General features: G+C 67.1%; 24 protein-coding genes. 11 read left to right on the top strand and 13 right to left on the bottom strand.

What is annotated here, in order from left to right; genetic code table 11:
- Positions 1 to 3: 3 nt before the first annotated feature.
- Positions 4 to 2,277: an FdhF/YdeP family oxidoreductase gene (locus GV007_RS02745; RefSeq protein ID WP_160071554.1), complete on the top strand. Its 2,274-nt coding sequence runs from the start codon at positions 4 to 6 to the stop codon at positions 2,275 to 2,277.
- A gap of 53 nt (positions 2,278 to 2,330) precedes the next feature.
- Here GV007_RS02745 and GV007_RS02750 read toward each other — a convergent pair whose 3' ends face one another.
- From GV007_RS02750 to GV007_RS02765, 4 genes are all read right to left on the bottom strand, one after another.
- Entirely contained in the window at positions 2,331 to 2,510 is a 180-nt protein-coding gene (locus tag GV007_RS02750; RefSeq protein WP_160071555.1) for a DUF3253 domain-containing protein, read from the bottom strand.
- Positions 2,511 to 2,586: 76 nt separating this feature from the next.
- Entirely contained in the window at positions 2,587 to 3,408 is an 822-nt protein-coding gene (locus GV007_RS02755; RefSeq protein WP_160070894.1) for an alpha/beta fold hydrolase, read from the bottom strand.
- A gap of 109 nt (positions 3,409 to 3,517) precedes the next feature.
- On the bottom strand, positions 3,518 to 5,050 hold the full coding sequence (locus GV007_RS02760) for an APC family permease (RefSeq protein ID WP_201297544.1): 1,533 nt from the start codon (positions 5,048 to 5,050) through the stop codon (positions 3,518 to 3,520).
- Positions 5,051 to 5,171: 121 nt separating this feature from the next.
- Positions 5,172 to 6,077: a LysR family transcriptional regulator gene (locus GV007_RS02765; protein WP_160070895.1), complete on the bottom strand. Its 906-nt coding sequence runs from the start codon at positions 6,075 to 6,077 to the stop codon at positions 5,172 to 5,174.
- A gap of 121 nt (positions 6,078 to 6,198) precedes the next feature.
- Between GV007_RS02765 and GV007_RS02770 the strand changes: the two genes are divergently transcribed.
- The 5 genes from GV007_RS02770 to GV007_RS02790 all read left to right on the top strand — a co-directional run bounded on the left by GV007_RS02770 (position 6,199) and on the right by GV007_RS02790 (position 10,543).
- Entirely contained in the window at positions 6,199 to 6,696 is a 498-nt protein-coding gene (locus GV007_RS02770; protein ID WP_160070896.1) for a YjbQ family protein, read from the top strand.
- A complete protein-coding gene (locus GV007_RS02775) occupies positions 6,693 to 8,174 on the top strand; it encodes an FGGY-family carbohydrate kinase (RefSeq protein ID WP_160070897.1) in 1,482 nt (493 codons plus the stop codon). Before GV007_RS02770 ends, GV007_RS02775 begins: the two co-directional genes overlap by 4 nt.
- 67 nt (positions 8,175 to 8,241) lie before the next feature.
- A complete protein-coding gene (locus GV007_RS02780) occupies positions 8,242 to 9,048 on the top strand; it encodes a sugar phosphate isomerase/epimerase family protein (protein WP_228502669.1) in 807 nt (268 codons plus the stop codon).
- Positions 9,045 to 9,779: a triose-phosphate isomerase gene (locus tag GV007_RS02785; RefSeq protein WP_160070899.1), complete on the top strand. Its 735-nt coding sequence runs from the start codon at positions 9,045 to 9,047 to the stop codon at positions 9,777 to 9,779. Before GV007_RS02780 ends, GV007_RS02785 begins: the two co-directional genes overlap by 4 nt.
- Positions 9,776 to 10,543 (top strand): SDR family oxidoreductase, encoded by a 768-nt coding sequence (locus tag GV007_RS02790; protein ID WP_160070900.1) that lies wholly within the window; start codon positions 9,776 to 9,778, stop codon positions 10,541 to 10,543. Before GV007_RS02785 ends, GV007_RS02790 begins: the two co-directional genes overlap by 4 nt.
- Positions 10,544 to 10,661: 118 nt before the next feature.
- On the opposite strand, the gene fdhA is transcribed toward GV007_RS02790, so the two are convergent.
- Entirely contained in the window at positions 10,662 to 11,876 is a 1,215-nt protein-coding gene (gene fdhA, locus GV007_RS02795) for a formaldehyde dehydrogenase, glutathione-independent (RefSeq protein ID WP_160070901.1), read from the bottom strand.
- Positions 11,877 to 12,134: 258 nt separating this feature from the next.
- On the opposite strand from fdhA, the gene GV007_RS02800 reads away from it, so the two are divergent.
- A complete protein-coding gene (locus tag GV007_RS02800) occupies positions 12,135 to 12,992 on the top strand; it encodes an SDR family oxidoreductase (protein WP_160070902.1) in 858 nt (285 codons plus the stop codon).
- A gap of 170 nt (positions 12,993 to 13,162) precedes the next feature.
- Here the strand turns inward: GV007_RS02800 and GV007_RS02805 are convergent, their stop codons facing one another.
- Positions 13,163 to 14,338 (bottom strand): FAD-dependent oxidoreductase, encoded by a 1,176-nt coding sequence (locus GV007_RS02805; protein WP_160070903.1) that lies wholly within the window; start codon positions 14,336 to 14,338, stop codon positions 13,163 to 13,165.
- Between the two features lie 53 nt (positions 14,339 to 14,391).
- Between GV007_RS02805 and GV007_RS02810 the strand changes: the two genes are divergently transcribed.
- The 3 genes from GV007_RS02810 (at position 14,392) to GV007_RS02820 (ending at position 18,018) form a co-directional block, all read left to right on the top strand.
- The gene (locus tag GV007_RS02810) at positions 14,392 to 14,934 is read left to right on the top strand and encodes a TetR/AcrR family transcriptional regulator (protein ID WP_160070904.1); all 543 of its coding nucleotides are present in this window, start codon (positions 14,392 to 14,394) and stop codon (positions 14,932 to 14,934) included.
- A gap of 196 nt (positions 14,935 to 15,130) precedes the next feature.
- Positions 15,131 to 16,654 carry an APC family permease gene (locus tag GV007_RS02815; protein ID WP_160070905.1) on the top strand — a complete coding sequence of 508 codons (1,524 nt, stop codon included), beginning with the start codon at positions 15,131 to 15,133 and terminating at the stop codon, positions 16,652 to 16,654.
- Between the two features lie 125 nt (positions 16,655 to 16,779).
- Positions 16,780 to 18,018 carry a saccharopine dehydrogenase family protein gene (locus GV007_RS02820; protein ID WP_160070906.1) on the top strand — a complete coding sequence of 413 codons (1,239 nt, stop codon included), beginning with the start codon at positions 16,780 to 16,782 and terminating at the stop codon, positions 18,016 to 18,018.
- An 89-nt stretch (positions 18,019 to 18,107) separates the two neighbouring features.
- On the opposite strand, the gene rbsK is transcribed toward GV007_RS02820, so the two are convergent.
- Positions 18,108 to 19,040: a ribokinase gene (gene rbsK / locus GV007_RS02825; protein WP_160070907.1), complete on the bottom strand. Its 933-nt coding sequence runs from the start codon at positions 19,038 to 19,040 to the stop codon at positions 18,108 to 18,110.
- Positions 19,037 to 19,447 carry a DUF6157 family protein gene (locus GV007_RS02830; protein ID WP_160070908.1) on the bottom strand — a complete coding sequence of 137 codons (411 nt, stop codon included), beginning with the start codon at positions 19,445 to 19,447 and terminating at the stop codon, positions 19,037 to 19,039. Before GV007_RS02830 ends, rbsK begins: the two co-directional genes overlap by 4 nt.
- Before the next feature lie 171 nt (positions 19,448 to 19,618).
- Here GV007_RS02830 and GV007_RS02835 point away from each other — a divergent pair, with 171 nt between their 5' ends.
- Positions 19,619 to 20,152, top strand: a complete 534-nt coding sequence (locus tag GV007_RS02835; RefSeq protein WP_160070909.1) for a hypothetical protein — start codon at positions 19,619 to 19,621, stop codon at positions 20,150 to 20,152.
- Positions 20,153 to 20,160: 8 nt separating this feature from the next.
- Here the strand turns inward: GV007_RS02835 and GV007_RS02840 are convergent, their stop codons facing one another.
- The 5 genes from GV007_RS02840 to GV007_RS02860 form a co-directional block, all read right to left on the bottom strand.
- Complete coding sequence (locus tag GV007_RS02840) at positions 20,161 to 20,718, bottom strand: AAA family ATPase (RefSeq protein ID WP_160070910.1); 558 nt, start codon at positions 20,716 to 20,718, stop codon at positions 20,161 to 20,163.
- 190 nt (positions 20,719 to 20,908) lie between these two features.
- Positions 20,909 to 21,466, bottom strand: a complete 558-nt coding sequence (locus tag GV007_RS02845; RefSeq protein ID WP_104243798.1) for a YceI family protein — start codon at positions 21,464 to 21,466, stop codon at positions 20,909 to 20,911.
- A gap of 166 nt (positions 21,467 to 21,632) precedes the next feature.
- Positions 21,633 to 22,922, bottom strand: coding sequence for an ATP-dependent DNA helicase (locus tag GV007_RS02850; RefSeq protein ID WP_160070911.1), 1,290 nt, complete (start codon positions 22,920 to 22,922; stop codon positions 21,633 to 21,635).
- Positions 22,919 to 25,072 (bottom strand): cytochrome c oxidase assembly protein, encoded by a 2,154-nt coding sequence (locus GV007_RS02855; RefSeq protein ID WP_228502616.1) that lies wholly within the window; start codon positions 25,070 to 25,072, stop codon positions 22,919 to 22,921. Before GV007_RS02855 ends, GV007_RS02850 begins: the two co-directional genes overlap by 4 nt.
- Before the next feature lie 336 nt (positions 25,073 to 25,408).
- Complete coding sequence (locus GV007_RS02860) at positions 25,409 to 25,696, bottom strand: HU family DNA-binding protein (RefSeq protein WP_068483913.1); 288 nt, start codon at positions 25,694 to 25,696, stop codon at positions 25,409 to 25,411.
- Positions 25,697 to 25,722: the final 26 nt, after the last annotated feature.

Raw genomic sequence — 25,722 nt, forward strand, 5'->3', positions numbered from 1 at the left:
GCGATGTTCTCCGAGCCGAAGATCACTGCCGTCGGCATCCCCGCCGTCCTCAACTCGCTCAAGGTGACGACCGCGCAGATGGGCCCAGCCCGCACGGCCCGCACCCTGCTGCGCATCAACCAGAAGGACGGCTTCGACTGCCCCGGATGCGCGTGGCCGGAGGGCAAGCACCGCAGCCCGGCCGAGTTCTGCGAGAACGGCGCGAAGGCCGTCGCCGAAGAAGCGACGAAACGGCGCGTTCCCCCGAGCTTCTTCGCCGAGCACTCCATCGAGGAGCTGCGCACCTGGGACGACTACTCGCTCGGCCAGCAGGGCCGCCTCACTCACCCGATGCTCCTCGAAGAGGGCGGAACGCACTACCGGGCCGTGAGCTGGGACGACGCGTTCGACATCATCGCCGACGAGTTCGCGCAGATGTCGAGCCCAGACGAGGCGATCTTCTACACCTCAGGCCGCACCTCGAACGAGGCGGCGTTCGTGTACCAGCTGTTCGTGCGCGGCCTCGGCACCAACAACCTCCCCGACTGCTCCAACATGTGCCACGAGTCGAGCGGCTCCGCACTCGGCGAGACGCTCGGCATCGGCAAGGGCTCGGTGAGCCTCGAGGACCTCCACGAGGCGGACCTCATCATCATCGCCGGGCAGAACCCCGGCACCAACCACCCCCGCATGCTCACCGCCCTCGAGAAGGCGAAGCTCAACGGCGGCAAGATCATCGCCGTGAACCCGCTGCCCGAGGCGGCGCTCATGCGGTACGAGAATCCGCAGACCGTGCGCGGCATGGTGCTCGGCGGCACCGCCCTCAACGACCTGTTCCTGCAGATCAAGCTGGGCGGCGACCAGGCTCTGTTCCAGGCGCTCGGCCGCATCCTGCTCGACGCCGAGGAGGCGAACCCCGGCACCGTCTTCGACCACGACTTCATCGCGGCGAAGACGTCGGGTGTGGATGCGTACCTCGAGTCCCTCCGCACGCTCGACTGGGCGGAGATCGAGACCGCGACCGGGCTGAGCGAAGCCGAGATCCGCGAGGCAGGCGAGCTGCTGCTCGCCTCGAAATCGACGATCGTCTGCTGGGCGATGGGCCTCACCCAGCACAAGCACTCGGTGCCGACGCTGCGCGACTGCGTCAACCTGCTCCTCCTGCAGGGCAACATCGGCAAGCCAGGCGCGGGCGTCTGCCCCGTGCGCGGGCACTCGAACGTGCAGGGCGACCGCACGATGGGCATCTTCGAGCGGATGCCCGAGTCGTTCCACGACAAGCTCGACGCCGAGTTCTCGTTCGCCTCTCCCCGCGAGCACGGCTACGACACGGTCGAGGCGATCCGCGCCATGCGCGACGGCAAGGCCCGCGTCTTCATGGCCATGGGCGGCAACTTCTCCAGGGCGACACCCGACACGGCAGTGACGGAGGCAGCCATGGAGTCGCTTGCCCTCACGGTGCAGGTATCGACGAAGCTGAACCGCTCGCACGTCGCAACGGGACGCCGAGCGCTCATCCTCCCCACTCTCGGGCGCACGGAACGCGACCGGCAGGCGGGCGGCACGCAGCGCGTGACCGTCGAGGACTCGATGAGCGCCGTGCATGCCTCCCACGGGCGGCTCGAGCCGGCGAGCGACGAACTGCTCAGCGAGGTCGCCATCGTGACGATGCTCGCCGAGCGGGTCCTGACACGTTCGCGCCCGAACGTGCCGCAGGTGAACTGGGCCGAGCTGCGCGCCGACTACGCGAACGTGCGCGCATCCATCTCCCGGGTCATCCCCGGGTTCGAGGACTTCGAGGCGAAGATCGACGAGCCCGGCGGGTTCATCCTGCCGAACGGACCGCGCGACGGCCGCGACTTCTCGAGCATCGGCGGCACCGCGAAGTTCACTGCCAACGAGCTCGAGTACCCGAAGGTTCCCGAGGGCCGCCTGCTGCTGCAGACGCTGCGCTCGCACGACCAGTTCAACACCACCATCTACGGCAAGGACGACCGGTACCGGGGCGTGAAGAGCGCCAGGAGGGTCGTCTTCGTCAACGAAGCGGATGCACGGGACCGCGGCCTCGCCGACGGCGACCACGTCGACATCGTCTCGGAGTGGCCAGGCCGCGACGGGTCGCTCGAAGAGCGCCGCAGCGAACGCCACCGCATCGTCGTCTACTCCACCCCGCGCGGCTGCGTCGCCGCGTACTACCCGGAGACGAACGTGCTCGTGCCGCTCGACTCCACCGCCGACGTCAGCAATACGCCGACCTCGAAGTCGATCGTGGTTCGACTGGAGAAGCTCGACAGCTGACGCGAGCTTCTTCCCCACCTTTGGAGGCGCCCGCCACCCTGGGCGGTGAGGCCTCAGGCTCGGCGGCGGATGCGGATCGGCCCCCTGGCCGAGGCGCCGTCGACGACTTCGCCGCCCTGGGTGATGTCGACGTCGCCGGCCGCCACGAGGCGCAGCGCGGCCGCCCTCGCCGCATCCATCTCGCCGCGCCACTCGTCTCCCCCAACGGCTCGCGCCGCCTCCGAGGGGCAGATGGTGGCCCCTCAGCCCGCTTGGCGAGCAATTCGAGGATCACACGCTCGAGCTGCTGATCGCGCTGCGAGGCCGGGGTCACAGCAGCCGCTCCGCGAGGACCTTCGCCGTCGCCTCGGGATGCACGCGGTGCCCGACCGACTCGGCGACCTCGACGAGCTCCGACCCCGGCAGCGTCTCAGCAAGACGCCTCGCGGCGCTCGCGAGGAACGGGAACGTGTCGCCGCCCACGACGATCGTCACGGGCACCTGCACGTCGACCATCGCCGCTGTCGGCGTCGACACCTGCCGCACGAGCTGCGCGTCGTAGACCGTCGACTGCGCGAGCGGCACAAGCCCGGGGAAGATCGGGCTCTGCCGGATCTGCTCGACGAGGGCAGGGTCGAGCCCGACCCCCTCGAGCTGGAACGTCGAGACCGCGGTTGCCGCTTCACCCTCGTCGACGAGCCGCTGCAGGCGCTCGGCGAGGTCTGGGTCCGGTTCGTGCTGACCGAAGCGGAACGGAGGCTCCGACAGGAACAGGTGCTGCACGGGAACACCGAGGGAGGCGGCGAAGAGCGCCAGCACGGCCCCGGACGAATGCCCCACGACGCTCACTTGACCGCCGACCGCGCCGATGACGGCCGCGAGGTCTTCTGCTTCACGCTCTGGCGCCGACGGCTTCGTGTCACCGCTGTCGCCGCGAGCGCGCCGGTCGAAGGCGACGGCGGCGAAGCCGACCCTGACGAGTGCGAGCGCGAACTCCGTCACGTCCCGCGCCGTCGAGAACGCGCCGTTCACGATGACCACCACGGGCCCCGAGCCGCGGACCTCGTATGCGATACGCGTTCCATCCGCCGACAGGACCGTCTCGCGATCAACGCGAATCCCGCCCGTGCCCGGCTCTTCTGCTGCGACCATGTTCCTGCTCCCTCACCCTTGAGCGCTGCCGTCGACCCTCCATCGAGGATGGGCCGCGAGGCAAGTCTGTACCCTCGCGGCCCGCCTGGGGCGTTTCCTCCTCGGAAAGCTACCGAGCTGCAGTCAGCTCCTCGTCGGGATGCTCGCGCGCGTAGTTGGAGCCGGCGTGGCCCGTGCTCAATCGCTTCCTGAGCACCAGCAGCCACCAGAGGAATGCCAGCCCGAGAGCTCCTGCGAACACGAAGCCGTTGCCAGCGAACGCGGGGAGGAACAGCAGTGCGATCTCGACGATCAGGAACACCACGAGACTGATGATGAGCAGCGGTCGCCTGGCGCGCCCGAGGTCGAAGGTGCCCGGTTCGGGGGCTGGGATGCGACCCCTGTAGGACGCGATCAGCAACCCGATCGTCTGCAGGACGTAGGTGCTGAAGAACGCGAGCGTCGCGATGCCGAGGAAGTAGTTGAAGGCGGCGGGGCTGACGAGCGCAGACAGGAGCAGGAGCACCGAGACCACCCCGAGCGTGAGCACTGCTGTGGACGGGGTCTTGCGGGTGGGGCTGACGTGGCGGAGCGCTTTCGAGAAGGGCATCATGTTGTCCCGCGACATCGAGTAGAGCAGCCGGGTGCCGACCAAGACGTTGGCGAGCAGGCACACGAGGATGTTGGTGAGCGCGATGGCGATGACGATCTTCGAGACGACGGGACCGAGCTGTTGCGAGATGATCTCGTCGATGGGCGCCGAGGAGGCGAGCACTCCGGCAGGGTCCTTGATCGCGAGCGTGTAGACGAGGTACATCGCGAACTCGATGATGCAGGAGGCCGCGAACGCGTAGAACATGGTGCGGGGGATGACGCGGCGCGCGTCTTTCGTCTCCTCCGCCACATCGGCGACCGCCTCCACCCCGACGAGTCCGAAGAACGGCCCGAGAGATGCGGCGAGCCATGCGAGCAGGTATGGAGTCGCGTCATCGGGGCTGTTGCCCTCGAACAGCGACGAGAACGGCTGCGCGTTGCCCGGGATGACGAAGGCCACGAACGCGATCACGAGCGTGACGCCGATGGTGACGACGAATTCCAGCCCCACCCCGATGTTGTTGATGAGCGTCGCAAGCCGGACTCGGTAGGCGTTGATGAGCACGCAGACGATGACGACCGCGATGGCGAGGAAGATCTGATTCGGCTGCGAGAGCTCCCAGCCGAAGACGCTGCCGAGGTAGCCGGCGAACACGTAGCCGAGGCTGGTCATGCCGCTGGTCCAGCCGATGAGCGCCGCGAAGCCGGTGAACCAGCCGAAGACCGGCCCGTTGAGTCGGCTCGTCCACTGGTAGGCGTACCCGGCGAGGGGGATCTTGGCCGAGATGTCCGCCGCGATGAGCGTCCAGAGCAGGAATACCGGGATCGCGATGAACAGGGTCCAGATGAATGGAGCTCCCGCATTCGAATAGCCAGCCGCGAATCCGGAGAAGACCGCCGTGGTCGCGCTGATCGTCGAGAATCCGATTGCGAAGGATGCGATCTTCCCGACGGATCTATCGAGTTTCTGGTCGTACCCGAATTCCGCGAGCCGCGCATCCTCGTCCGCGCTGGAACTCGATGGTTCAGGCAGAGGATCACGCCTGGACCTTTTCAGTGGATTTATCACTGCATCTCCTCGCCTCTTTGCGTGGAACGACCATGATCCGGCCGTGTCCTTGGAGACAGTGAACCCAGTGGCCCAGCACTCTGGAAGTCCGGTCCTCTTATGGATTGATAACTCTGGCCTATCAGCCGGAGTCCGATTGCCGCACCTGCGCCCGGTCGAGCATGCGCTGGACGAGTCTTCGCGCGGAGGGCGACACCCGGTCGGGGTGCCAAGCGAGCGCGGAGTAGCTGACGGGCCTGTCCACGATGGGGACGAACGTGATGCCCGGCCGGTCGTAGAGCCTGGTCATCGACGAGGTCGTGAAGCTCACGCCGATGCCGCGCGAGACCATCGTCGTCTCGGTCTCGTACGTTGCAGCCTCACCGGCGATCAGCGCTGGCTTGCCGTGTCGTGCGTCTGCAGCCATCCAGTAGTCGCGCCAGGCTCCTGCCGGCTCCGGGGCGACGATCAGCGGCTCGTCGAGAAGCTCCTCGATCCGCAGCTCACCCCTGCCCGCGAGCCGGTGCGCCCTCGGCAGGCAGGCCACCCAGGTCTCCTCCTCCACCACTGCCATCTCGAGCCCGAACGCCCCGACGGGAGGGCGGATGAGTGCGATGTCGGACTTTCCGCTCGCGAGCCCGGCCGTCGGGTCGGCGAAGTCGTATTCAGTCATCTCGATCGTGATGCCCGGCAGGTCCCGCTCCACGTCCTCCAGCAGGGTGAAGAGGAGATCCGCTCCCGTGCCGATGAGGTACCCGATGCGCACTTCGGCGTGGTTGATGAGCGTCGAGGCGACGTCGAGGGTCTCGTCCACAGCGCGCAGCGCCGCACGCACATGGGGGAGCCACTCGCGCCCGAATGCAGTCAGCGCGACGGACCGGGTGTCGCGGTCGAAGACCTTCGCGCCCAGCTGCTCCTCCAGTTGACGGATGGCGGAGGAGAGGGCGGGCTGGGTGATGAAGAGCTTCTCGGCAGCTCGCCGATAGTTCAGGTCCTCTGCGACCGCGTTGACGTAGCGAAGCTGCCGCAGGGTCACGTCTCCGGTCATCGCTCCTCCAAGAGTCAGTGATAGATGCAGCTTATGAACTCATCGTAGCTTCGTCTTTCCACTCGGAAAGATTCGAGATCAGGATGAAGTCACTCACACGACTTCATTTGAGGAGCAGAACATGGGCGTTCACAGCGGGTCGCATTCGATCGACACACCCGCGCGGCAGGAGTTCTTCGACATCACCGACGAGGCGCAGACGTTCCTCGCCGAGCTTGGCGCCAGAAATGGACTCCTCACCGTCTACACGGCGCATACGAGCTGCACGGTCTTCCTCCAGGAGGAGTCCGAAGACGTGACGTACTACGGGACGCAGCTGATCCTGCAGGACACGCTCAACGTCCTCGCGAAGATCGCTCCCCCTACACGCCATGAGGGCCAGTACCTGCATCCGGGGCCGATCCACATCGAGAACGCCGCCGCGCTGCGCGATGAGCTGCCCGAATGGGGCCTCAACACCGACGGTCACATCATCTCGTCGATCCTCGGCCGTTCCGAGGTCATTCCCGTCGTCGATGGCGCGGCCGTACTCGGTGAGTTCGGACGCATCTACTTCGGCGATCTCGACAGTGTGCGCCCGCGCACACGCGTCGTGCACTTCCAGTTCATGGGTGAATGACGATGCTCGTCTACGCCATCGATGTCGGAACCACGAACCTCAAGGTCGTGCTGTATGACGAGCGGCTCGCGGTTCTTGCGAGCGCATCCGGGCCCGTGAGCTACGAAAGGTCCGGCGACCACGTCGAGTTCGATCCTGGAGCGCTGTTCCAGACGATCCTGGCGCTCGTCGCCGATTGCGCGCGGCGCGCAGCGGCGACAACTCGTGAGCACGACGCAGTGCTCGCGTTCACGGGACAGGCGGAGTCGCTGGTTCTCGTGGATGCCTCCGGTCGTCCCGTCCGTCCAGCCCTCTCCTGGCTGGACAGCAGGGCCGGTGTCGAGGCCGAGCTCATGGCTGCGTCGTTCTCAGCGGACACCGCCTTCGAGATCAGCGGGCAGCCATTCGCGTCGGCTGCATGGCCCGCCTCCAAACTGAGCTGGCTCCGAGCGCACGAGCCGGAGACGATGGCGAGAACCCACGAGGTGCTGATGGTCAAGGACTATCTCATCCGCCGCTTCACCGGGCACAGCGTCGGCGAGGTCTCGACACGTGGCTTCACCTACCTGTGGGATGTCCGCCGATCCCAGTACTGGGGGGAGATGCTCGAGTTCTGCGGCCTCACCTCAGACCAGCTGCCGGAGGTCGCTGCTGCCGGCTCCGACGTCGGCCCAGTCCTGGCGGACGTGGTGGCTCAGCTGCCCGAAGCCGTCGGCTATCAGGTGAACGTGGGCGCGCTTGACCACTTCTGCGCGATGGCGGGCACCGGCTCCTACCAGGCTGGCACCATCAGCGAATCAGCCGGAACGGTGCTCTCGCTGTCGATGCTCGCGAGCGACTGGCGCTTCGACCCCAGCCAAAGGATCTCGTTCCACACCGGACTCCACCCCGACGACATCGTCCTCTTCAACGGCGCAGACAGCGGAGGGGTTGTCCTCGAGTGGTTCAGAAGGGAGGGGCTCCAGAACCTCTCCCATGCGGAGCTCGAGCGCGAACTCACCTCCCGGTCGGCGATGGGCGCCCCCATCTTCCTGCCCTACCTCACGGGCCTGAATCCGCCCGACTACCTTCCGGATGCTCGCGGAGCTTTCGTGGGCATCTCCCTCGGCCATGACCGCTTCGACCTCGCATACGCAGTCGAAGAAGGCCTCGCCCACCTGTTGAAACGCAACATCGACTCTTTCAGCGGAGCGCGTGCGCAGCAGATCGTGTCCACCGGCGGTGGCACTGCATCGACCTTCAGGAACCAGCTCAAGGCGGACGTCTGCGAGGTGGACGTCGTTGTCCCCAATGAGCGGGAGGCGACCTGCAGAGGGGCCGCGGTGCTCGCCCTCGTCGCGGCAGGAGAGCTCGCGAGCATCCACGACGCCGCGGAACTCAACCGACCCCTGAACGCGCGCTACGAGCCGTCTCGTGGGCGGCTCCGGACCGAACTCATCGACCGCGCCGAGCGCTATGCGCTGTTCGAAGACTCCCTGCAACGCCTCTACGCGACCTGACACCTGCACCAGCGTGCAGAGGACGACACAAAAACACCTCACACGAGGTCGAGAAAATGGAGTGAAGATGAAACTGTGCTGCTCATCGCCGATGATTCCCGGTGCGACTCTCACGGAGAAGGCGGAACGGCTCTCGGCCTGGGGGTACGACACGATCGCGATCTTCCAGCCGTTCGTCGATTGGAACGACGACATCCGGGTGGAACTGGGCGAGCTCGAGTCGCAGACCGGGGTGCGCCCAGTCGAGTTCGTGCTCACTGACGACGTCTACGGCAACGCCATGTCACCAGACGCGGATCTTCGAACCCGATGCCGAGAGATGTATCTGGAGGCGGCATCGGTCTGCGCTGAGATCGGCCTCGTCACTGAGATCGAGTTCGAGTACGGCCCCCAGAATCCCCTGCCCCTCTTCGACCCGTTCCTGCAGCTTGATCTCCGTCAGCAGGAGGGCTTCCTGGACTTCTACGCCGAGATGCTCGACGTGGTTGACGGGACCGCCGGGCGCGTGCTCCTGGAACCGCTCAACCGGTACGAGAGCCGGTACCTCAACCGCGCCTCCGACAACGTCCACCTCCTCGAGATGATCAACCATCCGAGTGCCGGTCTCCTCCCCGACACCTTCCACATGTCGATCGAGGAAGCGGACATCGCCGCGACGCTGCGTCAGTGCGGTGGCCACGTCAAGCAGGTGCACCTCGGGGAGAACAACCGACTCCTTCCAGGTCATGGCTCGCTCGACTGGCCCTCGATCATCGGAGCCCTCCGAGACATCGGATACACGGGCTCCCTGAATCTCGAATGCTCCACCCACGGCGATCCGGAGCGGAGCCTGCCAGAGACAGCCCGCTTCCTGCGGGCATTGATCGACGCATGACCAGACTCCTCACTCCGCCGTTCTTCGAGATCGGCCCGAAGAACCTGCTGCGTCAGACCGAGATCGAGGCGCTGGCCGTCGCAGCGGGAGCGGCGGGGGCCGAACACGAAGTCGATGTCGTCCTGACCGTCCCGAACGCGCTCGTCACTCGAACCGCAGAGCTCGATTCAGGCGTGCTCGTCTTCGCGCAGGCAATGGACGCGGACACGATCGGCGCCACCTTCGGTTCCACGACCGCGGAGGCGCTCGTCGACGCAGGCGCCGACGGAGTCATGCTCAATCACGAGAGCCGCCAACTCGACCCAGAAACACTCGCCGAAACCGTGTCCCGTGCTCACGGGGTAGGGCTGCTCACCATCGTCTGCGCTGGCACGATCGGCGATGCAGTCCGCTTCTCACTCCTGAACCCGACGGCGATCCTCTTCGAACCGCCCGCACTCATCGGAACCTCAGGTGCCGTCAGCCGGTCCTGGATCCCCGAAGCGAATACGGCGGTCCGCGACACCAGCGGGGCAGTTCTCATGATGCACGCGGGAGGCGTCGCCTCCCCAACAATCGCCAGACACATCATGGCCGCTGGCGCGGACGGCACGGGATCGACGAGCGGCGTGCTCGGTGCGCTCGACCGGTCGGACGCAGCTCGCACGTTCATCGCATCCACAAGACAGGGGTTCGACGAGGCACTCGCCTCTCCCCAGCACGTCCAACACAACGAAGGAGACAGAACATGAGCAGAGAACTTGCAGGCAGAACCGCAGTCGTCACGGGTGGCGGCCGAGGGATCGGGCTCACCGTCGCCCGTTCACTTGCCGAGAACGGCGCCGACGTCGCACTCCTCGATCTTCTCGACAGCGTCGAGGACACCGCAGCACAGCTCGCAGACGAGTTCGGCGTCAAGGCAGTCGGTCGGAGACTCGACGTCGTCGATCAGGACGCGACAGCGGCGGTCTTCGCGGAGATCACGGAACTGCTGGGCACCCCGCAGATTCTCCTCACAGCGGCCGGCATCGAGATCAACGGCGACTCGATCGACGTCACCGCAGCCCAGTGGCGGAAGGTCATCGATGTGAACCTGACGGGGACGTTCTTCTCCACGCAGGCTTTCGGCGCGGGCCTCCTGAAGGCAGGGCTTCCGGGGAGCGCCGTCCTCATCGCATCCATGTCGGGCTCCATCGTCAACGTGCCGCAATGGGCTGCCTCCTACAACTCGTCGAAGGCAGCAGTCGCTCATCTCGGGAAATCCCTGGCTGTCGAATGGGCCAGCGCCGGCATCCGCGTCAACTCAATCGCGCCCGGCTACGTCCTCACCGACCTCACCCAGCAGATCATCGACCGCGAGCCGGAACTCCTCGAGGACTGGGTCTCCCGTATCCCGCTTGGCCGCATGGCCACCCCCGCAGATCTCACCGGCCTTGTTCGATTCCTCGCCTCAGACGCTTCGAGCTACCTCACCGCGCAGCAGATCGTCATCGACGGCGGGTACACAGCGATCTGACGGATCTCGTGTGCTGGCAACCCCACGCACACGGCGGGCCCCACGCTGCAGTCCTCCCTGCAGCATGGGGCCCGCCGCCCTCCACGCTCTGTCGCGGTCTGGTGTCCCCCGCTCCTGGCTACTTCACGTAGCCGTTGGGGTTGAGCACGTACTTCTTCGGCGCGCCCGCATCGAAGTCGGCGTAGCCCTTCGGAGCCTCATCGAGCGTGATCGGCGTCGCCTGCACGGCGTCGGCGATCTTCACCTTGTCGAAGAGGATCGCCTGCATGAGCTGCCGGTTGTACTTCATGACCGGGCACTGGCCGGTCGTGAACGACAGCGACTTCGCCCAGCCGAGCCCAAGCCGGATCGAGAGCGAGCCGACCTTCGCCGCCTCGTCCACTCCGCCCGGGTCGCCGGTCACATACAGGCCAGGAATACCGAGCGCGCCGCCAGCCTCCGTCACCGTCATGAGGGAGTTGAGCACCGTCGCCGGCGCCTCGTGCCCCGCGTCGGAACCGTGCCCGCGGGCCTCGAAGCCGACAGCATCCACACCGCACTCGACCTCCGGCACGCCAAGGATCTGCTCGATCTGCTCGCCGGGGTCGCCCTTCGAGACATCGACCGTCTCGCAGCCGAACGAACGCGCCTGCGCGAGGCGCTCCTCGTTGAGGTCGCCCACGATGACACACGCGGCGCCGAGCAGCTGCGCGCTGACTGCCGCCGCGAGTCCCACCGGGCCCGCACCGGCGATGTACACCGTCGAGCCTGGGCCGACCCCTGCGCTGTAGGCACCGTGGAAGCCCGTCGGGAAGATGTCGGAGAGCATCGTCAGGTCGAGGATCTTCTCGAGTGCCTGGTCACGGTCCGGGAACTTCAAGAGGTTCCAGTCGGCATACGGCACCAGCACGTACTCCGCCTGCCCGCCGACCCAACCGCCCATGTCGACGTAGCCGTACGCACTGCCGGGGCGGTCCGGGTTCACGTTGAGGCAGATGCCCGTCTTGCCCGACTTGCAGTTGCGACACCGCCCGCACGCGATGTTGAACGGCACCGACACGATGTCGCCAACCTTGATGAACTCGACGTCCGGCCCGACCTCGATGACCTCACCCGTGATCTCGTGACCGAGCACCAAGTCGACCGGAGCGGTCGTGCGACCTCGCACCATGTGCTGGTCGGACCCGCAGATATTCGTCGTCACGGTGCGCAGGATGGCCCCGTGCCGCACCTGTCGACCCACGTTCGCCGGGTTCACGCCCGGCCCATCCTTCAGCTCGAACTCGGGGTACGGGATGTCGATGACCTCGACCTCGTTCGGCCCCTTGTACGCGACAGCTCTGTTACTCGCCATGATCTCTCCTTTGAGTTGAGCGGGCTCTGCGTGCGGTGCACGCGAAGGCGCATCCCTGCGAACGTCTCTGTTACGCAGTGTTTCGAGGCTATTGGCCACCCTCGGGACACACCAGGATTCGAGGCAGATGACCAGTGGATGCACAGACTCAGGCCCGGGTGATCTGTCCAGTCGACTTCCCAGCGCGTTCGGAATACGGCCGCCGCCCCATCGGTTGTTGTAGCTGCAAGCATCCACTTCTCGGAAGGAACAGCAAGCATGGCAATCGTCATCACCGGCGCGACCGGACAGCTCGGAACCCTCGTCATCGACAGCCTCCTCGAGCGCGGCGCGACCCCCACCGAGATCGTCGCCGGCGGTCGCAACGCCGAGCGACTCGCGCAGCTCGCAGCGAAGGGCGTTCGCACCGCCACCATCGACTACTCGAAGCCCGACACCGCGGCCGCCGCGATCAACGCCGGCGACACCGTCGTGCTCATCTCCAGCAGCGAAGTGGGCACCCGCGTCGCACAGCACGAAGCGGTCATCGACGCAGCGAAGGCCAAGGGCGCGGCCCGCATCGTCTACACGAGCGTCCTCGGTGGCGACCCGGATGCCCTCATCCTCGCGCCGGAGCACGTCGCGACCGAGTCGCTCATCCGCGAATCCGGCCTTCCTGCCACCATCGCGCGCAACGGCTGGTACACGGAGAACTACGTCGCCGACATCGCCCAGGGCGAGACGACGGGCGTCATCGTCAACAGCGCAGGCCAGGGCCGCGTCGCCAGCGCCTCCCGCGCCGACTACGCCGCCGGCATCGCCGCGATCGCCCTCGAAGACGGCCACGAAGGCAAGGTCTACGAGTTCTCCGGCGACAAGGCCTGGGACTTCGAGGAGTTCGCGAAGACCCTCGCCGACGCGATCGGCCGCGACGTCGAGTACCGCGCGCTCACCACGGAGGAGCACAAGGCCGCCCTCACCTCGAACGGGCTCGACGAAGGCACCATCGGCTTCATCACCGGCCTCGACGCGAACATCCGCGACGGAGCGCTCGCCCTCACCACCGGCGACCTCTCCCGAGTGTCCGGACGCCCCACGACGACGCTCTCCGAGACGCTCCGCACCCTCACCGCCTAGGCAGCTCCGCCGGCGGTCTGGCTCACGGTCTGGCCCACGCCACGACGACCCTCGTTTCGGGGTGGGTTCCGCGCCTCCGGATGACTTGCAGAGCATTCGCTGGCGCGAAACCCACCCGGAGACGGTCGCGGGTTACGGGTCCGACGCCCCGCGATGGATGCGCGCGGTTGCTACCGGAGCGGCTGCGGGGCGAGCGAGCGGGGTCGGCTGATCGAGAACAGCTCGGGAGCTGCACCAGCACCGTTCTCGGCGAGGTCGGCTCCGAGGCGGCCGATCGAGGGAACGAACTTGAAGCCCTCCCCCGCGAAGCCAGCGAGGATCACGATGCGGCCGACCCGGTCGATCACGAACCTGGCGTCGTCGGTCGTCGTGTAGGTGCAGCTGATCGGGTCGGCACTGTCCGCGTCGACGCCGGGCAGCCAGTCCCGCGCATACTGCGTGATGGCGTCGAGCTGCGCGGACACCGGCAGGAAGTCTCGCGAGTCCGGGTCGACGACTGGCCCGACCCCGTGCCATCCCGCCTTGATCCCCTCACCGGGGGTGAGCATCCCGTAAACCGGCGAGAGCCACCCCTCGTATCCGGGCCTCCCGAGCGCGGGCAGGTGGTTGAAGCTCGGCCAGTCGATATACCCGTTGAACTCGCGGAAGTGCACGGGCGCCTCCTGGGTGACGCGCAGGCGCGGCAGCTCGACGGCCCCGCCGAGCAGCGTGCGGGTCCACGCGTTGACCGCTGAGACGACGACCTTCGCGGTGATCGTCTCGCGCGCGTGCCCTCGATGCTCGGGCTCTTCACCCCAGGAGTACGCCTCGACGACCACGCGTTCGGCCTGCTCCACGACGTTCACCGCTCGGGTACCCCAGCTCAGCTCCGCGCCGCTCGCAGCCGCCAGTTCGGCCATGCTCGTCAGCGCGTCCGCTGCTCTGACCCGTCCGGCCCTCGGGAGGTGCAGCACCTCGGTGTCGAAGCGGATGCCAGGCCATCGTTCGCCTGCGTCCTGCGTCGAGAGCAGCTCGGCAGGTTCACCGCTGGCGGAGATCGCGGCGTGCACCTCGGGGCTCGCCGCCCCGGGTCCGTGGTTCACGAGACCGACGAGGTCGAGGATCTGGCGGCCCGAGTCGAGCTCGAGCTCGCCCCACAGCGCCCGCGACTCGTGCAGCATCGCGACGAGATCCGGCTGCGTGTACGACGTGTTGAAGTTGCGTGTCGCCCCGTGGGATGCGCCCATGTGGTGACCGGGCTGGAACTGCTCGAGCAGGCGCACCCGCCTGCCGCGTCTCGCCAGCTGCCATGCGGTCGACAGGCCCATCGCGCCGCCGCCGATGATGAGCACGTCAACGTCAGTCATGACCCCACGCTACCCGCACTCAACTCGCGCGCTTTCCTCGGTACCATTGCGGAATGCTCACCGTCTCCGGTCAGCGGGAGAAGATCCTCACCGCGTACATGAACCTGCTCGTCGACTCCGGCGTGCGCGGGACGACCCTCGAAGCAGTGGGCACGACCTGCAAGCTCTCCAAGGCCGGGGTACTGCATCACTTCGCGTCGAAGCAGGCGCTGGGGGACGCGCTCCTCGAGGAGCTGCGAGGGCAGGCGCGCGTCGACGCCGACAACATGCTCGCCGACCTCGACAACGCCGTCTCGTACTACATCGTCTCCTCGCAGGATCGGGACAGCCTCCTGGAACGGCTCGTGGAAGCGGTCTACCGCCTCGCGCAGACTGGCGACAAGGACGCGCTCGACGTGCTCCGCCAGTGCCGTGAGGGCTGGTTCGATGCCCTGGTTCGGGCTATCGGCGACGCCTCGGTCGCTCGGCTCGTGCTGTTCGTCGGTGACGGCATGAACCACAACGCACTGCTCAGCGTGGGCTCGGAGAACGAGAAGTTCATCAACGCGGAGTCGACAGCCGAGATCATGAACTCGATCGCGCAGCTGCGCGCCTAGGGCCAGCTGCAGCGCACCCTGCCGGTCCAGTCCGGTCGGGTCGGGTCGGTTCCCCCGTCCCGCCGACCGCCGCGTCCTGCGCGGAAACACAACCGTTACGACGGGATGCTGGAAAACTCTCGGCGCATCACCGACCAAATGGTAAGTTCGTGCTCACTCCGCGAACGCGGCAGGCCCTTTGATGCGGGAGACAACGATGACCAACGCACAGCCTGGCCCCATTACCGAGGCCCTCGCCACTCAGACCCCCGTCGGCAAGGGGCTCGCCCCCGCACGACTCGGCATCTGGGGATCGACCGTCATCGGCCTCGCCTCGACGGCGCCGCTCTTCTCCCTCGCTGCGACCCTCGGCTTCGTCGTGATCGCCGTCGGCGAGCAGGCGCCCATCGCATTCATCCTCGCGTTCATCCCGATGATGTTCACGGCCTTCGCGTACCGCGAGCTCAACAACGAGCTCAACGACTGCGGCACCGTCTTCACCTGGGCGGCCAAGGCGTTCGGACCTCGCACCGGCTGGATGTCAGGCTGGGCCCTCGCGGTCGCCGGGATCCTGGTCATGGCGAACCTCGCCGAGATCGCCTCCGTCTACATCCTGCTGCTCATCGGGGACGGATCGCTCGCCGAGAACCGGGTCGTCGTGACGCTCTTCGGCGCCGTCATCATCGCCGTCATGACGTGGATCTCCATGCGCGGCATCGAGCTGGGCGAGAAGATGCAGGTCGTCCTGCTCGTCATCCAGTACGCGGCCATGGCGGCGTTCGTCGTCGGCTGCCTCGTCGGCTACTTCAACGGCACGGCCCCCGACCCGACGCCCGTCAGCATCGACTGGTTCAACCCGTTCCTCGCGGACGGCACCGGCATGGTGCAGGCGATCATCCTCGCCCTCTTCATCTACTGGGGCTGGGACACCTGCCTCGCCCTGACCGAGGAGACGAAGGACCCGAAGAAGACCCCGGGCCGCGCCGCAGTGCTCTCGACCGTGCTGCTGCTCATCACGTACGTCGGCATCACGATCGTCGTCATGATGTACGCCGGCCTCGGCGAGACCGGCACCGGCCTCGCCAACGAGGAGAACGCGGACGACGTCTTCTCGGTGCTCACCGACCTCGCTATGGGTCCGTGGGGCTGGTTCCTCGTGCTCGCCGTCGCCGTCTCGTCGCTGTCGTCGTCGCAGACCACGATCCTGCCCACCGCCCGCGGCACCTTCGCGATGGGCGTGTACAAGGCGCTCCCGAAGCGCTTCGCCGTGGTGAGCGAGAAGTCGAAGACCCCGACGTTCTCGACACTCCTCATGGGCATCGTCGCGATCGTCTACTACGTCGGCATGAGCTTCGTGTCGAACAGCGTGCTGCAGGACTCGATCCTCTCGATCGGCCTCGCCATAGCATTCTTCTACGGCATCGCGAGCTTCGCCTGCATCTGGTACTTCCGCACGAGCCTCTTCACGTCGACCCGCAACTTCTTCTACCGGTTCCTGTTCCCGCTGCTCGGCGGCGTGTTCATGGTGTGGGCGTTCTTCCAGTCGGCGATCGACATGGCCAACCCCGAATACGGATACACGACGTTCTTCGGCCTCGGCAGCGCGTTTGTCATCGGCATCGGCTCGTTTGTCATCGGCTTCATCCTCATGTTCGTCTGGGCCGCGATGCCCGGCTCGAAGGACTACTTCGAGAAGCGCACCATCAACCGCCACTCGGCGATCCTCGCCCCGGAAGACTGACCCGCAGCCAAGCGTCCCGCCTCCGGGGCTCGCGCTTGAGCCGCACCGCACGACCTACCAACCGCAAGGTTCATCCCGAGAACCGGGCAGAACATCCACCGCACGTGATCAGAGAAAGGCCTTTCGTGCACATCCTCATCATCGGCGCCGGAGGCGTCGGCGCAGCCGCTGCCCGCATCGCGAAGCGACGCAGCTTCTTCGACTCCTGCCTCATCGCCGACTACGACCCCTCCCGCCCGCAGGACCTCGTCGCCGAACTCGGCGACGACCGATTCCGCGCGGCCCAGGTGGATGCGTCCGACCCGGGCGCCGTCGAGTCGCTCGTGCGCGACAACGGCATCACGCACGTCCTCAACGCGGTCGACCCCCGCTTCGTGATGCCCATCTTCACGGGCGTCACCGGTGCCGGAGCGACCTACCTCGACATGGCGATGAGCCTCTCGAAGCCGCACCCCGAGCATCCGCACGAGCAGACCGGTGTGAAGCTCGGCGACGAGCAGTTCGAGCACGATGAGGCGCTGAAGGAGCGCGGCGTCCTGGCGCTGTGCGGCATCGGCGTCGAGCCCGGCCTCTCGGACGTGTTCGCCCGCTATGCGGAGGATGAGCTGTTCTCGGAGATCGACGAGCTCGGCGTGCGCGACGGCGCGAACCTGACCGTCGAGGGCTACGACTTCGCGCCGTCCTTCTCGATCTGGACGACCATCGAGGAGTGCCTCAACCCGCCCGTCATCTTCGAGCGCGAGCGCGGCTGGTACACGACGCCGCCCTTCAGCGAGGCTGAGGTGTTCGACTTCCCCGAGGGCATCGGCCCCGTCGAGTGCGTCAACGTCGAGCACGAGGAGGTCCTCCTCATGCCGCGGTGGACCGACGCGAAGCGCGTTACGTTCAAGTACGGACTCGGCCAGGAGTTCATCGACGTGCTCAAGACCCTGCACATGCTCGGCCTCGACAGCACCGACCCGGTCAGCGTCAAGGGCCAGCAGGTGTCGCCGCGCGATGTCGTCGCCGCGGTGCTGCCGGACCCCGCGAAGCTGGGCGACCGGATGCGCGGCAAGACCTGCGCGGGCCTTCTCGTGACCGGCAAGGGCAAGGACGGCGAGCCGAAGCAGGTGTACCTGTACCACGTGGCCGACAACGAGGAGACGATGGCGAAGGACAATTCGCAGGCCGTGGTCTGGCAGACCGCCATCAACCCGGTCATCGCACTCGAGCTGCTCGCGAACGGCGTCTGGTCTGGTGCCGGGGTGCTCGCACCCGAGGCGTTCGACGCGAAGCCGTTCCTGGAGCTGCTCGGCTCGGCGGAGCCCGCCGGCTACGGTTCGCCGTGGCACGTGCAGGACCGCAGCGCGGCGCTGTCCGCGTAAGCGCCCGGGTCCGCTGACCAACTTCAGTGCGATATCGGGCCGAGGAGCCCGCTCGGGCGCCGCAGAGCCCGATATTGCACTGAAGTTGGTCAGTGACTCCCCAGCAGCCGTTCGATCTCGGCGGCCGTCGGGATGCTCGGCGAGGCCCCGCGCTTCGAGACGGCGAGAGCACCAGCGGCCGCCCCGAACCGGATCGCCGCTTCGAGGGATCGCCCGCCGGCAAGCGCAGCCCCGAGCGCGCCGGCGAAGGCGTCGCCGGCCGCGGTCGTATCGACGGCGTCGACCTCGATCACGGGGAACGTCTCCGCGCGTTCGGGCGTCACGAGCGTGGTCCCGTCCCCGCCGCGGGTGACGAGCACCGCCCCGACGCCGCGGTCGAGGAACCACCGCCCGGCTTCGACTGCGCTTGCCTCCGAGTCGACGACGACGCCCGTGAGCATCCGCGCCTCCGTCTCGTTGGGGGTGACGAGGTCGACGAGGCCCCACACTTCCTCATCGAGGGGTGCGGCGGGAGCCGGGTCGAGGATCGTCGTAATCCCGGCGTCCCGTGCCGAGCGCAGGATGCTCGCGGTCAGCCGCGCGGGAGTCTCGAGCTGGGTGAGCAGCACCGAGCTCGTGGCCGCGGAGTCGCGGATGCCCTGCACGACGGTCGCCTCGTCGAGCGCGTCGTTCGCCCCCGGCACGATGACGATGGAGTTCTCGCCGCTCGCATCCACGCGGATGTGGGCGATGCCCGTCTCGCCTGGCACCGTCCGCAGCTTGTCGACGCCCACGCCGGCGTCGACGAGCTCGCGCGTGACCATCGTGCCGAACGTGTCGTCGCCGACACACGCGATGAACGAGGTGGATGCGCCAGCGCGGGCGGCCGCGACGGCCTGGTTCGCCCCCTTCCCCCCGAGGGCCAGGCTGAAGCTGTCGCCCCGTAGCGTCTCACCGGGTTCCGGCGGCCGGGCGGAGAAGGCGGTGAGGTCGGCGGAGACGCTCCCGACGACAAGCACGCCGCTTCGGTTCGTGCCGCTCATGCGCGCTTCGAGCGCATCGCCTTGAGCTGCGTGAGCGACTCGTCGCCTGCTTTCTCCTCATACTCGTCCGAGCCGAGTGGCACGAGCGCGACACGCGCCTCCTCGTCGGAGTGGATGCCCCACCCCCAGCGCTTGCCGAGGGGCGACGCTCGCAGGCAGGCTTGGTCTTTGGCGAAGAAGGCGGCCCGGGCCGCGGCCCGCTCCTCAGCCGGTATCGCGTTGCGCACAGCGTAGGTCTCGAAGAGCACATCGTCGGACGTGTATTCGTACGGGTGCGCGGCGATGAGGGCGTGCTGGAGGCTCGCGATGGTCGGCCCCTTCGCCGACTCGGGCGGCGCCTCAGCCTCGTCGACGGGGCAGTCGTCGGCGATCTGGATGAACGTGCTCGCGTAGTTCGTCGTTCCCATGGGCAGAGCCTACGGGGCCTTCAGCTGGGGAGCCGATCGCGAAGAGCATCGCTAGCGTGACAAAGGCGTGACCGAGTGGTCGGCGCGTGCGCGGAACCGTTATCCGGAAATCCGCCTGGGGGCAGAGCCCCTCGCATAGGGTACGAATTCGGCGTTCGGAAGGAACCTGCATTGCGCGATATCTCAAGCCTGAAGCTCGCCCTCAGCTTCACGACGGCCACCGTCGTGCTCCTCATCTCGGGGTGCTCGCCATCGGCCCCGGCGGAAACGGCACAGTCGGAGCCCGCCGCAGCGCCGTCGGCGACCCAGGCAGTCACGCCATCGACCACCCCGATGGCAACCGCGACCCCCGAGGCGAGTTACGAAACCGACGCGTACGGCGTGCGGTTCTGGAATTCCGAGTCCGACCGCAGCGCCGTGACCTACGAGGAGGGCGCATTGGGGATGAACGTTGCCGACCAGCAGCTCTACGTCGAGGAGAAGTTTCTCATCTCGCAGTGCATGCGCGAGAAGGGCATCCACTACCGCTTCCGACTCCCCTGGCAACTGCATCCCGAGGACAAGAGCGAAGCGAACGAGCACTTCGGGGAGGCGGAACTGCTCGCCCTCTACGGCGAGCCCGCGCTAACCGGGCCGTACGACTGGACGCAGCACGGATGCATGGGCTTCGCGGAGCACGAGATGGGCCAAGACGCCACGACGTAGGGCGCGGGTCAGGTGCACTGCAGGCCCCGAAGCCAGTCGTCGGCCGCGTCCTGCGACCGGAGTCGGACCACGCGGAGGTTCGGCCAGGCCCGCTCGGCCGCGTCCACTCTCCGGCGAATCTTGGCGCGCCCCTTCCACCCCCACCGGACGATGTGCTCCGGGTCGACGAGGATCGTGTGCAGGGGAGGCTCGATGTTGCCGTTCCACAGTTCGACGCGCCGCAGCCTTCTGCGGAGCGTGCGCCGCACGAGCCGAGACATGTGCGTCCAGACCGAGTAGTCGAGGAACACCAGCGTGTCGGCCCGGCTCGTGAGCAGGTCACCGAGCTGAGTCGCGTACTGCCACTCCGTGACCCAGCGCTCCTCGCTGGTGAAGGCGTCGACGGATTCGATGAACCCGGGCAGCACCGTCCATCCCGGACCATGGAACAAGGCGTCGATCTCCGTGTGCGGAAGGCTCGCCGTGCGCTCCACCTGGCGCGCAACCGCTGTCTTCCCAACGCCGGCGGCACCCGCGATGAGCACACGGCGAGGGGCGGATTCCGGGGATCCTGCAGGAGCTGACACTCTGCAACCCTACGGTCGCCTTCCGGCACTCGCTGGCCCGATGCCGCTCGAGCTCGCCGCAGGGTGGTCGGCGGCGGAGACGCGAAGATGGCCGGACACAGGGTGTCCGGCCATCTTGCGCGCGTTCAGGGGAGACGCGCAGCACGATCGGGGGATCGCGCCTCGGCCGCCGAAGCGACCTGGTTCGTCGTTAGACGGCGAGCGTCGCCTGCACGTCGAGGTTGATCGTGACGGTGTCACCGAGCGTAAGGCCGCCGGCCTCGGTCGGTGCGTTCCAGTTGACGCCGAAGTCCTTGCGGTTGATCTTCGTGACAGCCTCGAAGCCGAGCTTCTTCTGGCCGTAGCCGTCGGTCGTGATGCCACCGAACTCGACATCGAACGTGACGGGCTTGGTGACGCCGCGGAGCGTGAGCTCGCCGTCGACCTTGACCGAGTCGCCCTCGACGCGCGTGGCGGAGGAGGCGAACGTGAAGGTCGGGAACTCTTCGGCGAGGAAGAAGTCGGAGGTCGCGAGGTGCTGGTCACGAGCAGGCTGCTTCGTGTTGACCGATGCGACCTCGACCTCGGCGTTGACCGTGGACTCCTCGATCGTCTCACCCGTCGTGATGGTGCCCGAGAAGGTCTCGAAGCCGCCACGGACCTTGCTGATCGCGAGGTGGCGAACGACGAAGCCGACCTCGGTGTGCGTGGGGTCGATGTTCCAGGTGCCGGCGGTCCAGCCGTTGATGTCTGCTGCGCTGATGCTCATGTCTTCTCCTGAAGGGTCGTTGGGTGCTGTCTCGGTCAAGTCCTGGACAACGTAACACATTGTTGCGGATACAAGTTATTCAAACGCATAGAAGTGTGACGGTATTCCGACGCCCAGGGAAATCTTTGGGAAACGGGTCGACAGCCTCGGCGACCAGCCGTCCGAGCTAGCCCTGCTGCTGCTTCGCGGCGTCGCTGACCGACTTCATGAACCGCAGCACATTGTCATCCACGAAGATGTCGTTCGGCTGCAGCGGCCGCGACAGATGCAGCCCATCGAGCGACCGGATGCGCGACAGGGCCACGTACGTCTGCCCGGGCGAGAAGGCCCTCGCCCCGAGGTCGACGACGGCGCGATCGTACGTCTTACCCTGCGACTTGTGGATGGTCACCGCCCACGCGAGCCGCAGCGGGAACTGCGTGAACTCCCCCACGACGTCGCGCGACAGCTCCCGCGTATCCGGCGAGTACGAGTACTTCAGCTTTTCCCACACGAGGGGCTCCACCTCGTGCTCGTCGCCATCGATCTCGACGTAGACGGTCTTGTCGATGCGCGTGACCTCGCCGATCGAGCCGTTCACCCAGCGCCCGTCCGAGTCGTTGCGGAGGAACATGACCTGCGCGCCGACCTTCAGATCGAGGCGCTCATCCGCGGGGAAGTTGCGACCACCGAACTCCCCCGAGATGTCAGCGTTCGCGGTCATCGACGCCCCGGGCAGGCGCTCGAGGTTCTGCGCGTTGATGCGAGACACCTGCGCGTTGCGCGAGGCGAGCGTGATCGTGCCGTCGGCCGGGGCGGGCCTCGCGCCGACCGTGTTGAGGCGGTTCGCCATGTCGGCCGTGACCTGCCCGTATCTGACAGCCGTGAGGATGTTCTTGAACTCGTCCTCATGCTGCCGGTGGATCTCGCGCAGGGCGTGGATGCGCAGCTCCGACTCCTGCCACACCTTCGCGTCGAAGAACCACAGCGAACGGTAGTGGTCGCGGAAGTACGCGCGCTCATCCGGGTCGGACGGCGGCACCGGCGCCAGCTGGAACGGGTCGCCGAACATGACGAGCTGCACGCCGCCGAACGCCTCGTTCTTCCGCTGACGCGCCTGCCGCAGCGAGCGGTCGATGGCGTCCATGAGATCGGCGCTCACCATCGACACCTCATCGATGACCAGCGTGTCGATCTTGTTGAGCAGCTTCCGCACGTCGCCGTTCTGCTCGATGGGCGCATCCCCGATGACACCGATCGGCAGCTTGAAGAGCGAGTGGATGGTCTGCCCGCCCACGTTGAGGGCCGCGACCCCCGTAGGTGCCGCGATGACGAGCTGCTTCGACGTGTGCCACGCGAGGTGGTTGAGGAGCGTCGACTTGCCCGTACCGGCGCGCCCCGTCACGAACAGGTGCTCGCGCGTGTGCTCGATGGCGTCGAAGACACCCTGCTGCTCCGGGGTGAGGACGATCGTCACTTGGTGGACTCCTGCTGCTGCTCGCGCTGGAGCCGCTCCTGCTTGCGCTTCTCCAGCGCCTCCGTACGGTCGGCCATCACCTTGAGCTGCGCGTTGTACGCCTCGAGCTCCGCGTCGCCGTCACGGTCGGCCTTCCGGTCTCGTCGCTTCGCCTCCCGGTCGTCGGACCGGGACCATGAGTAGGCGACGAGCATCGCGAGGAGCACCGTCGGCACTTCGCCGACACCCCACGCTATGGCACCGCCGATCTGCTGGTCGGTGATGGCATCCGCTCCCCACGGCCTACCCATCGCGCCGTACCAATCGGCGAGCAGCAGGCCCGTGCCGCTCATGATGCTGAGGCCGAAGAAAGCGTGGAACGTCATGACGAGCACGAGGGCGATGAGGCGCATCGGGTAGGGGGCGCGCGTGCCGATCGGGTCGATGCCGATGAGCGCGTTGGCGAAGAGGTAGCCGACGATGAGGAAGTCGGCGATCATCCACATGTGCCCGACGTGGTCGGTCACCGCCCAGCGGAACAGCGGCGTGTAGTAGAAGACGAGCAGCGAACCCGCGAAGACGACGGCGGACACGATGGGGTGCGAGAAGAACTTCGCCCACCTCGAATGCACGAACTTGAGCGCCCACTCTCGCGTGCCGAGGCTGCCGTCGTGGCGCGCGTGCACGCTGCGCAGGAGGAGCGTCATGGGGGCCGACAGCACGAACATGATCGGCACCAGCATGGTGAGGAACATGTGCTGCGTCATGTGGAAGCTGAAGACGAACTTGCCGTAGACGATGAGCGAGCCGTTGACGAGGTACAGCAGGATCACGATGCCGAGGACAAACGAGATCGTGCGACCAAGCGGCCACTCGTCGCCGCGGCGACGCAGGCGCAGGACCCCGGCGATGTAGAAGAACAGGCCGAAGAGGCACAGCGTTGTCCACATCGGGTCGAGGCGCCACTCGGTGAGCAGACGGAACGGCTCGAACTCAGGAGGCAGCAGCTCGCCCGTGAGCAGCTGCGCGGGCGTCGGGGCCGCGAGCTGGTCGGCCGTGACCTCCGTGACGGGCGACGGGGTACGACCGAGTGCCGCTGCGGCACCGGACGCGATGCCCATGAAGGCGAGTTCGAGCGAGATGAGCCACACCATGGGCTTGCGGGTGGATGCTCCCTGCTCGACGGCAGCGCGCATCCGGTTGATGAGTCCCCGCCGCTGCGCCCAGCCGACGAAGCCGAGCACGACGAGCACAACCGCCTTCACGATGACGATGACCCCGTATGGCGAGGCGAGCTCTTCGAACGAGCCGATGTTGGCGACGCTCGCGACGACACCGGATGCGGCGACCACGATGAACGCGACGAGGGCGAGCGACGAGTAGCGCTCGATCACTGCGAGGCGGCGCACATCGGGCATGCGCGGCGCGAGGATGGCGACGACCAGGAGGCCGCCGAGCCAGAGCGCGGCGCCCATGTAGTGCAAGGTGATGCCACCCACGACGGTCTCGTGGTTCGCGGCGCCCGCGGCGTGCCCCTGCGCCCCGAGCGGCCAGAGGCAGAAGAGCGAGAACGCGGCCGAGAGCCCGACCATCCACGGGCTGCGGCTCGCGAACACCACAACCGACAGCAGCAGCACCATGCCGAGCGCCAGCACCCACGCCTGGCCGAGCTCGAGCGAGGTGAAGAAGAAGAGCAGTCCCTGCCCGAAGGCGGCGTCGAGCGAGAACGCGGCGTTGGAGATCTGCAGGTAGGTGAGGAAGGCCGCCGCCGCCGTGGAGACCACCCAGGCAGCCGCACCGGACGAGGCGATCGTCATGGCCCGCTCGAACTCGGGCTGCTTGCGACTCGCCGCCCACGCCGCCAGCACCAGGGCGCCGATCGTGACGGAGGCCGAGAGGTTCAGCGCGAGACGCGCGACCGGCACACCCCACATGACGATAGGTCCAGGGTCGGAGACGATGAGCGGGGTCGCTCCGCCTCCGTAGGCGAGCCCCCAGATGACCGCCACGAGGGCCGCGAGGAGGAAGATCGCCGGCCCGAGCACGATCATGCGCTTCGTGTGCAGCGACCAGGAGTCGGCGCTCGCGCGATTGCGCTCAGCCTTGCTGCCGCCCCTGCCCGCAGTTGCCGCCGCCTCGATCGTGGAACCGGAATCGAGGGGCGTAGGCATGATGATCAAGTGTAGATCGTCGCTGGCGTTCGGGCTCGTCATCCACAGAGGGAAGCGGTGCAGCCCTGGCCTTCCCGCCAGCGCCACGCCCCTCGACCTCCGCGCCCCAACTGGTTTCGGGATGGGTTGCTCGCCTCGGGATGCATTGCTCCCCATCCCGAGACGAGGAACCCATCCCGAGTCATCGAAGCGTGGCGAGGATGTGGGGTGCGGCATTCGGCCAGCGGCCGGCGACCGGCAGCAGCAGGCAGGCGCCCGACGGACGGGATGAGCGCACACAAGAACGCGGGGCCGCTTCCGAGTGGAAGCGACCCCGCGTGCATTCAGGCGCGAAGACTACTTAGCTGCGGCCTTGAGCTTCGAGCCAGCCGAGATCTTGACGCCCTTCGAGGCGGCGATCTGGATGGCTTCACCCGTCTGAGGGTTGCGGCCGGTGCGCGCGGCACGAGCGGTCTGCTCAACGGAGAGCCAGCCCGGGATCGTGACCTTCGTGCCCTTGGCAACGTTCGAGGCGAGTTCGCTGAAGAGTGCGTCGAGGACGCTTCCAACAACAGCCTGGCTCTGGCCGGTCTCGGTCGCGATCGCGGCAACGAGTTCGGTCTTGTTCACAGTCTTGTCTGCCATATGTCCTCCTTAGGACGCAGCCCCGC

Origin of the sequence: Pseudoclavibacter sp. 8L (assembly GCF_902506465.1) — a bacterium.
GTDB lineage: Bacteria > Actinomycetota > Actinomycetes > Actinomycetales > Microbacteriaceae > Pseudoclavibacter.

Bases quoted from the DNA above. Each gene is read 5' to 3' on its own strand.
- GV007_RS02845 (WP_104243798.1), bottom strand. From the start codon at position 21,466: ATGAGCATCAGCGCAGCAGACATCAACGGCTGGACCGCCGGCACCTGG.
- GV007_RS02800 (WP_160070902.1), top strand. From the start codon at position 12,135: ATGGCAATCGTCATCACCGGCGCGACCGGACAGCTCGGAACCCTCGTC.
- GV007_RS02805 (WP_160070903.1), bottom strand. From the start codon at position 14,338: ATGACTGACGTTGACGTGCTCATCATCGGCGGCGGCGCGATGGGCCTG.
- GV007_RS02855 (WP_228502616.1), bottom strand. From the start codon at position 25,072: ATGCCTACGCCCCTCGATTCCGGTTCCACGATCGAGGCGGCGGCAACT.
- GV007_RS02765 (WP_160070895.1), bottom strand. From the start codon at position 6,077: ATGACCGGAGACGTGACCCTGCGGCAGCTTCGCTACGTCAACGCGGTC.
- GV007_RS02830 (WP_160070908.1), bottom strand. From the start codon at position 19,447: ATGGGAACGACGAACTACGCGAGCACGTTCATCCAGATCGCCGACGAC.
- GV007_RS02810 (WP_160070904.1), top strand. From the start codon at position 14,392: ATGCTCACCGTCTCCGGTCAGCGGGAGAAGATCCTCACCGCGTACATG.
- GV007_RS02745 (WP_160071554.1), top strand. From the start codon at position 4: ATGTTCTCCGAGCCGAAGATCACTGCCGTCGGCATCCCCGCCGTCCTC.
- GV007_RS02775 (WP_160070897.1), top strand. From the start codon at position 6,693: ATGACGATGCTCGTCTACGCCATCGATGTCGGAACCACGAACCTCAAG.
- GV007_RS02770 (WP_160070896.1), top strand. From the start codon at position 6,199: ATGGGCGTTCACAGCGGGTCGCATTCGATCGACACACCCGCGCGGCAG.
- GV007_RS02790 (WP_160070900.1), top strand. From the start codon at position 9,776: ATGAGCAGAGAACTTGCAGGCAGAACCGCAGTCGTCACGGGTGGCGGC.
- GV007_RS02860 (WP_068483913.1), bottom strand. From the start codon at position 25,696: ATGGCAGACAAGACTGTGAACAAGACCGAACTCGTTGCCGCGATCGCG.
- rbsK (WP_160070907.1), bottom strand. From the start codon at position 19,040: ATGAGCGGCACGAACCGAAGCGGCGTGCTTGTCGTCGGGAGCGTCTCC.
- GV007_RS02815 (WP_160070905.1), top strand. From the start codon at position 15,131: ATGACCAACGCACAGCCTGGCCCCATTACCGAGGCCCTCGCCACTCAG.
- GV007_RS02785 (WP_160070899.1), top strand. From the start codon at position 9,045: ATGACCAGACTCCTCACTCCGCCGTTCTTCGAGATCGGCCCGAAGAAC.
- fdhA (WP_160070901.1), bottom strand. From the start codon at position 11,876: ATGGCGAGTAACAGAGCTGTCGCGTACAAGGGGCCGAACGAGGTCGAG.
- GV007_RS02755 (WP_160070894.1), bottom strand. From the start codon at position 3,408: ATGGTCGCAGCAGAAGAGCCGGGCACGGGCGGGATTCGCGTTGATCGC.
- GV007_RS02780 (WP_228502669.1), top strand. From the start codon at position 8,242: ATGAAACTGTGCTGCTCATCGCCGATGATTCCCGGTGCGACTCTCACG.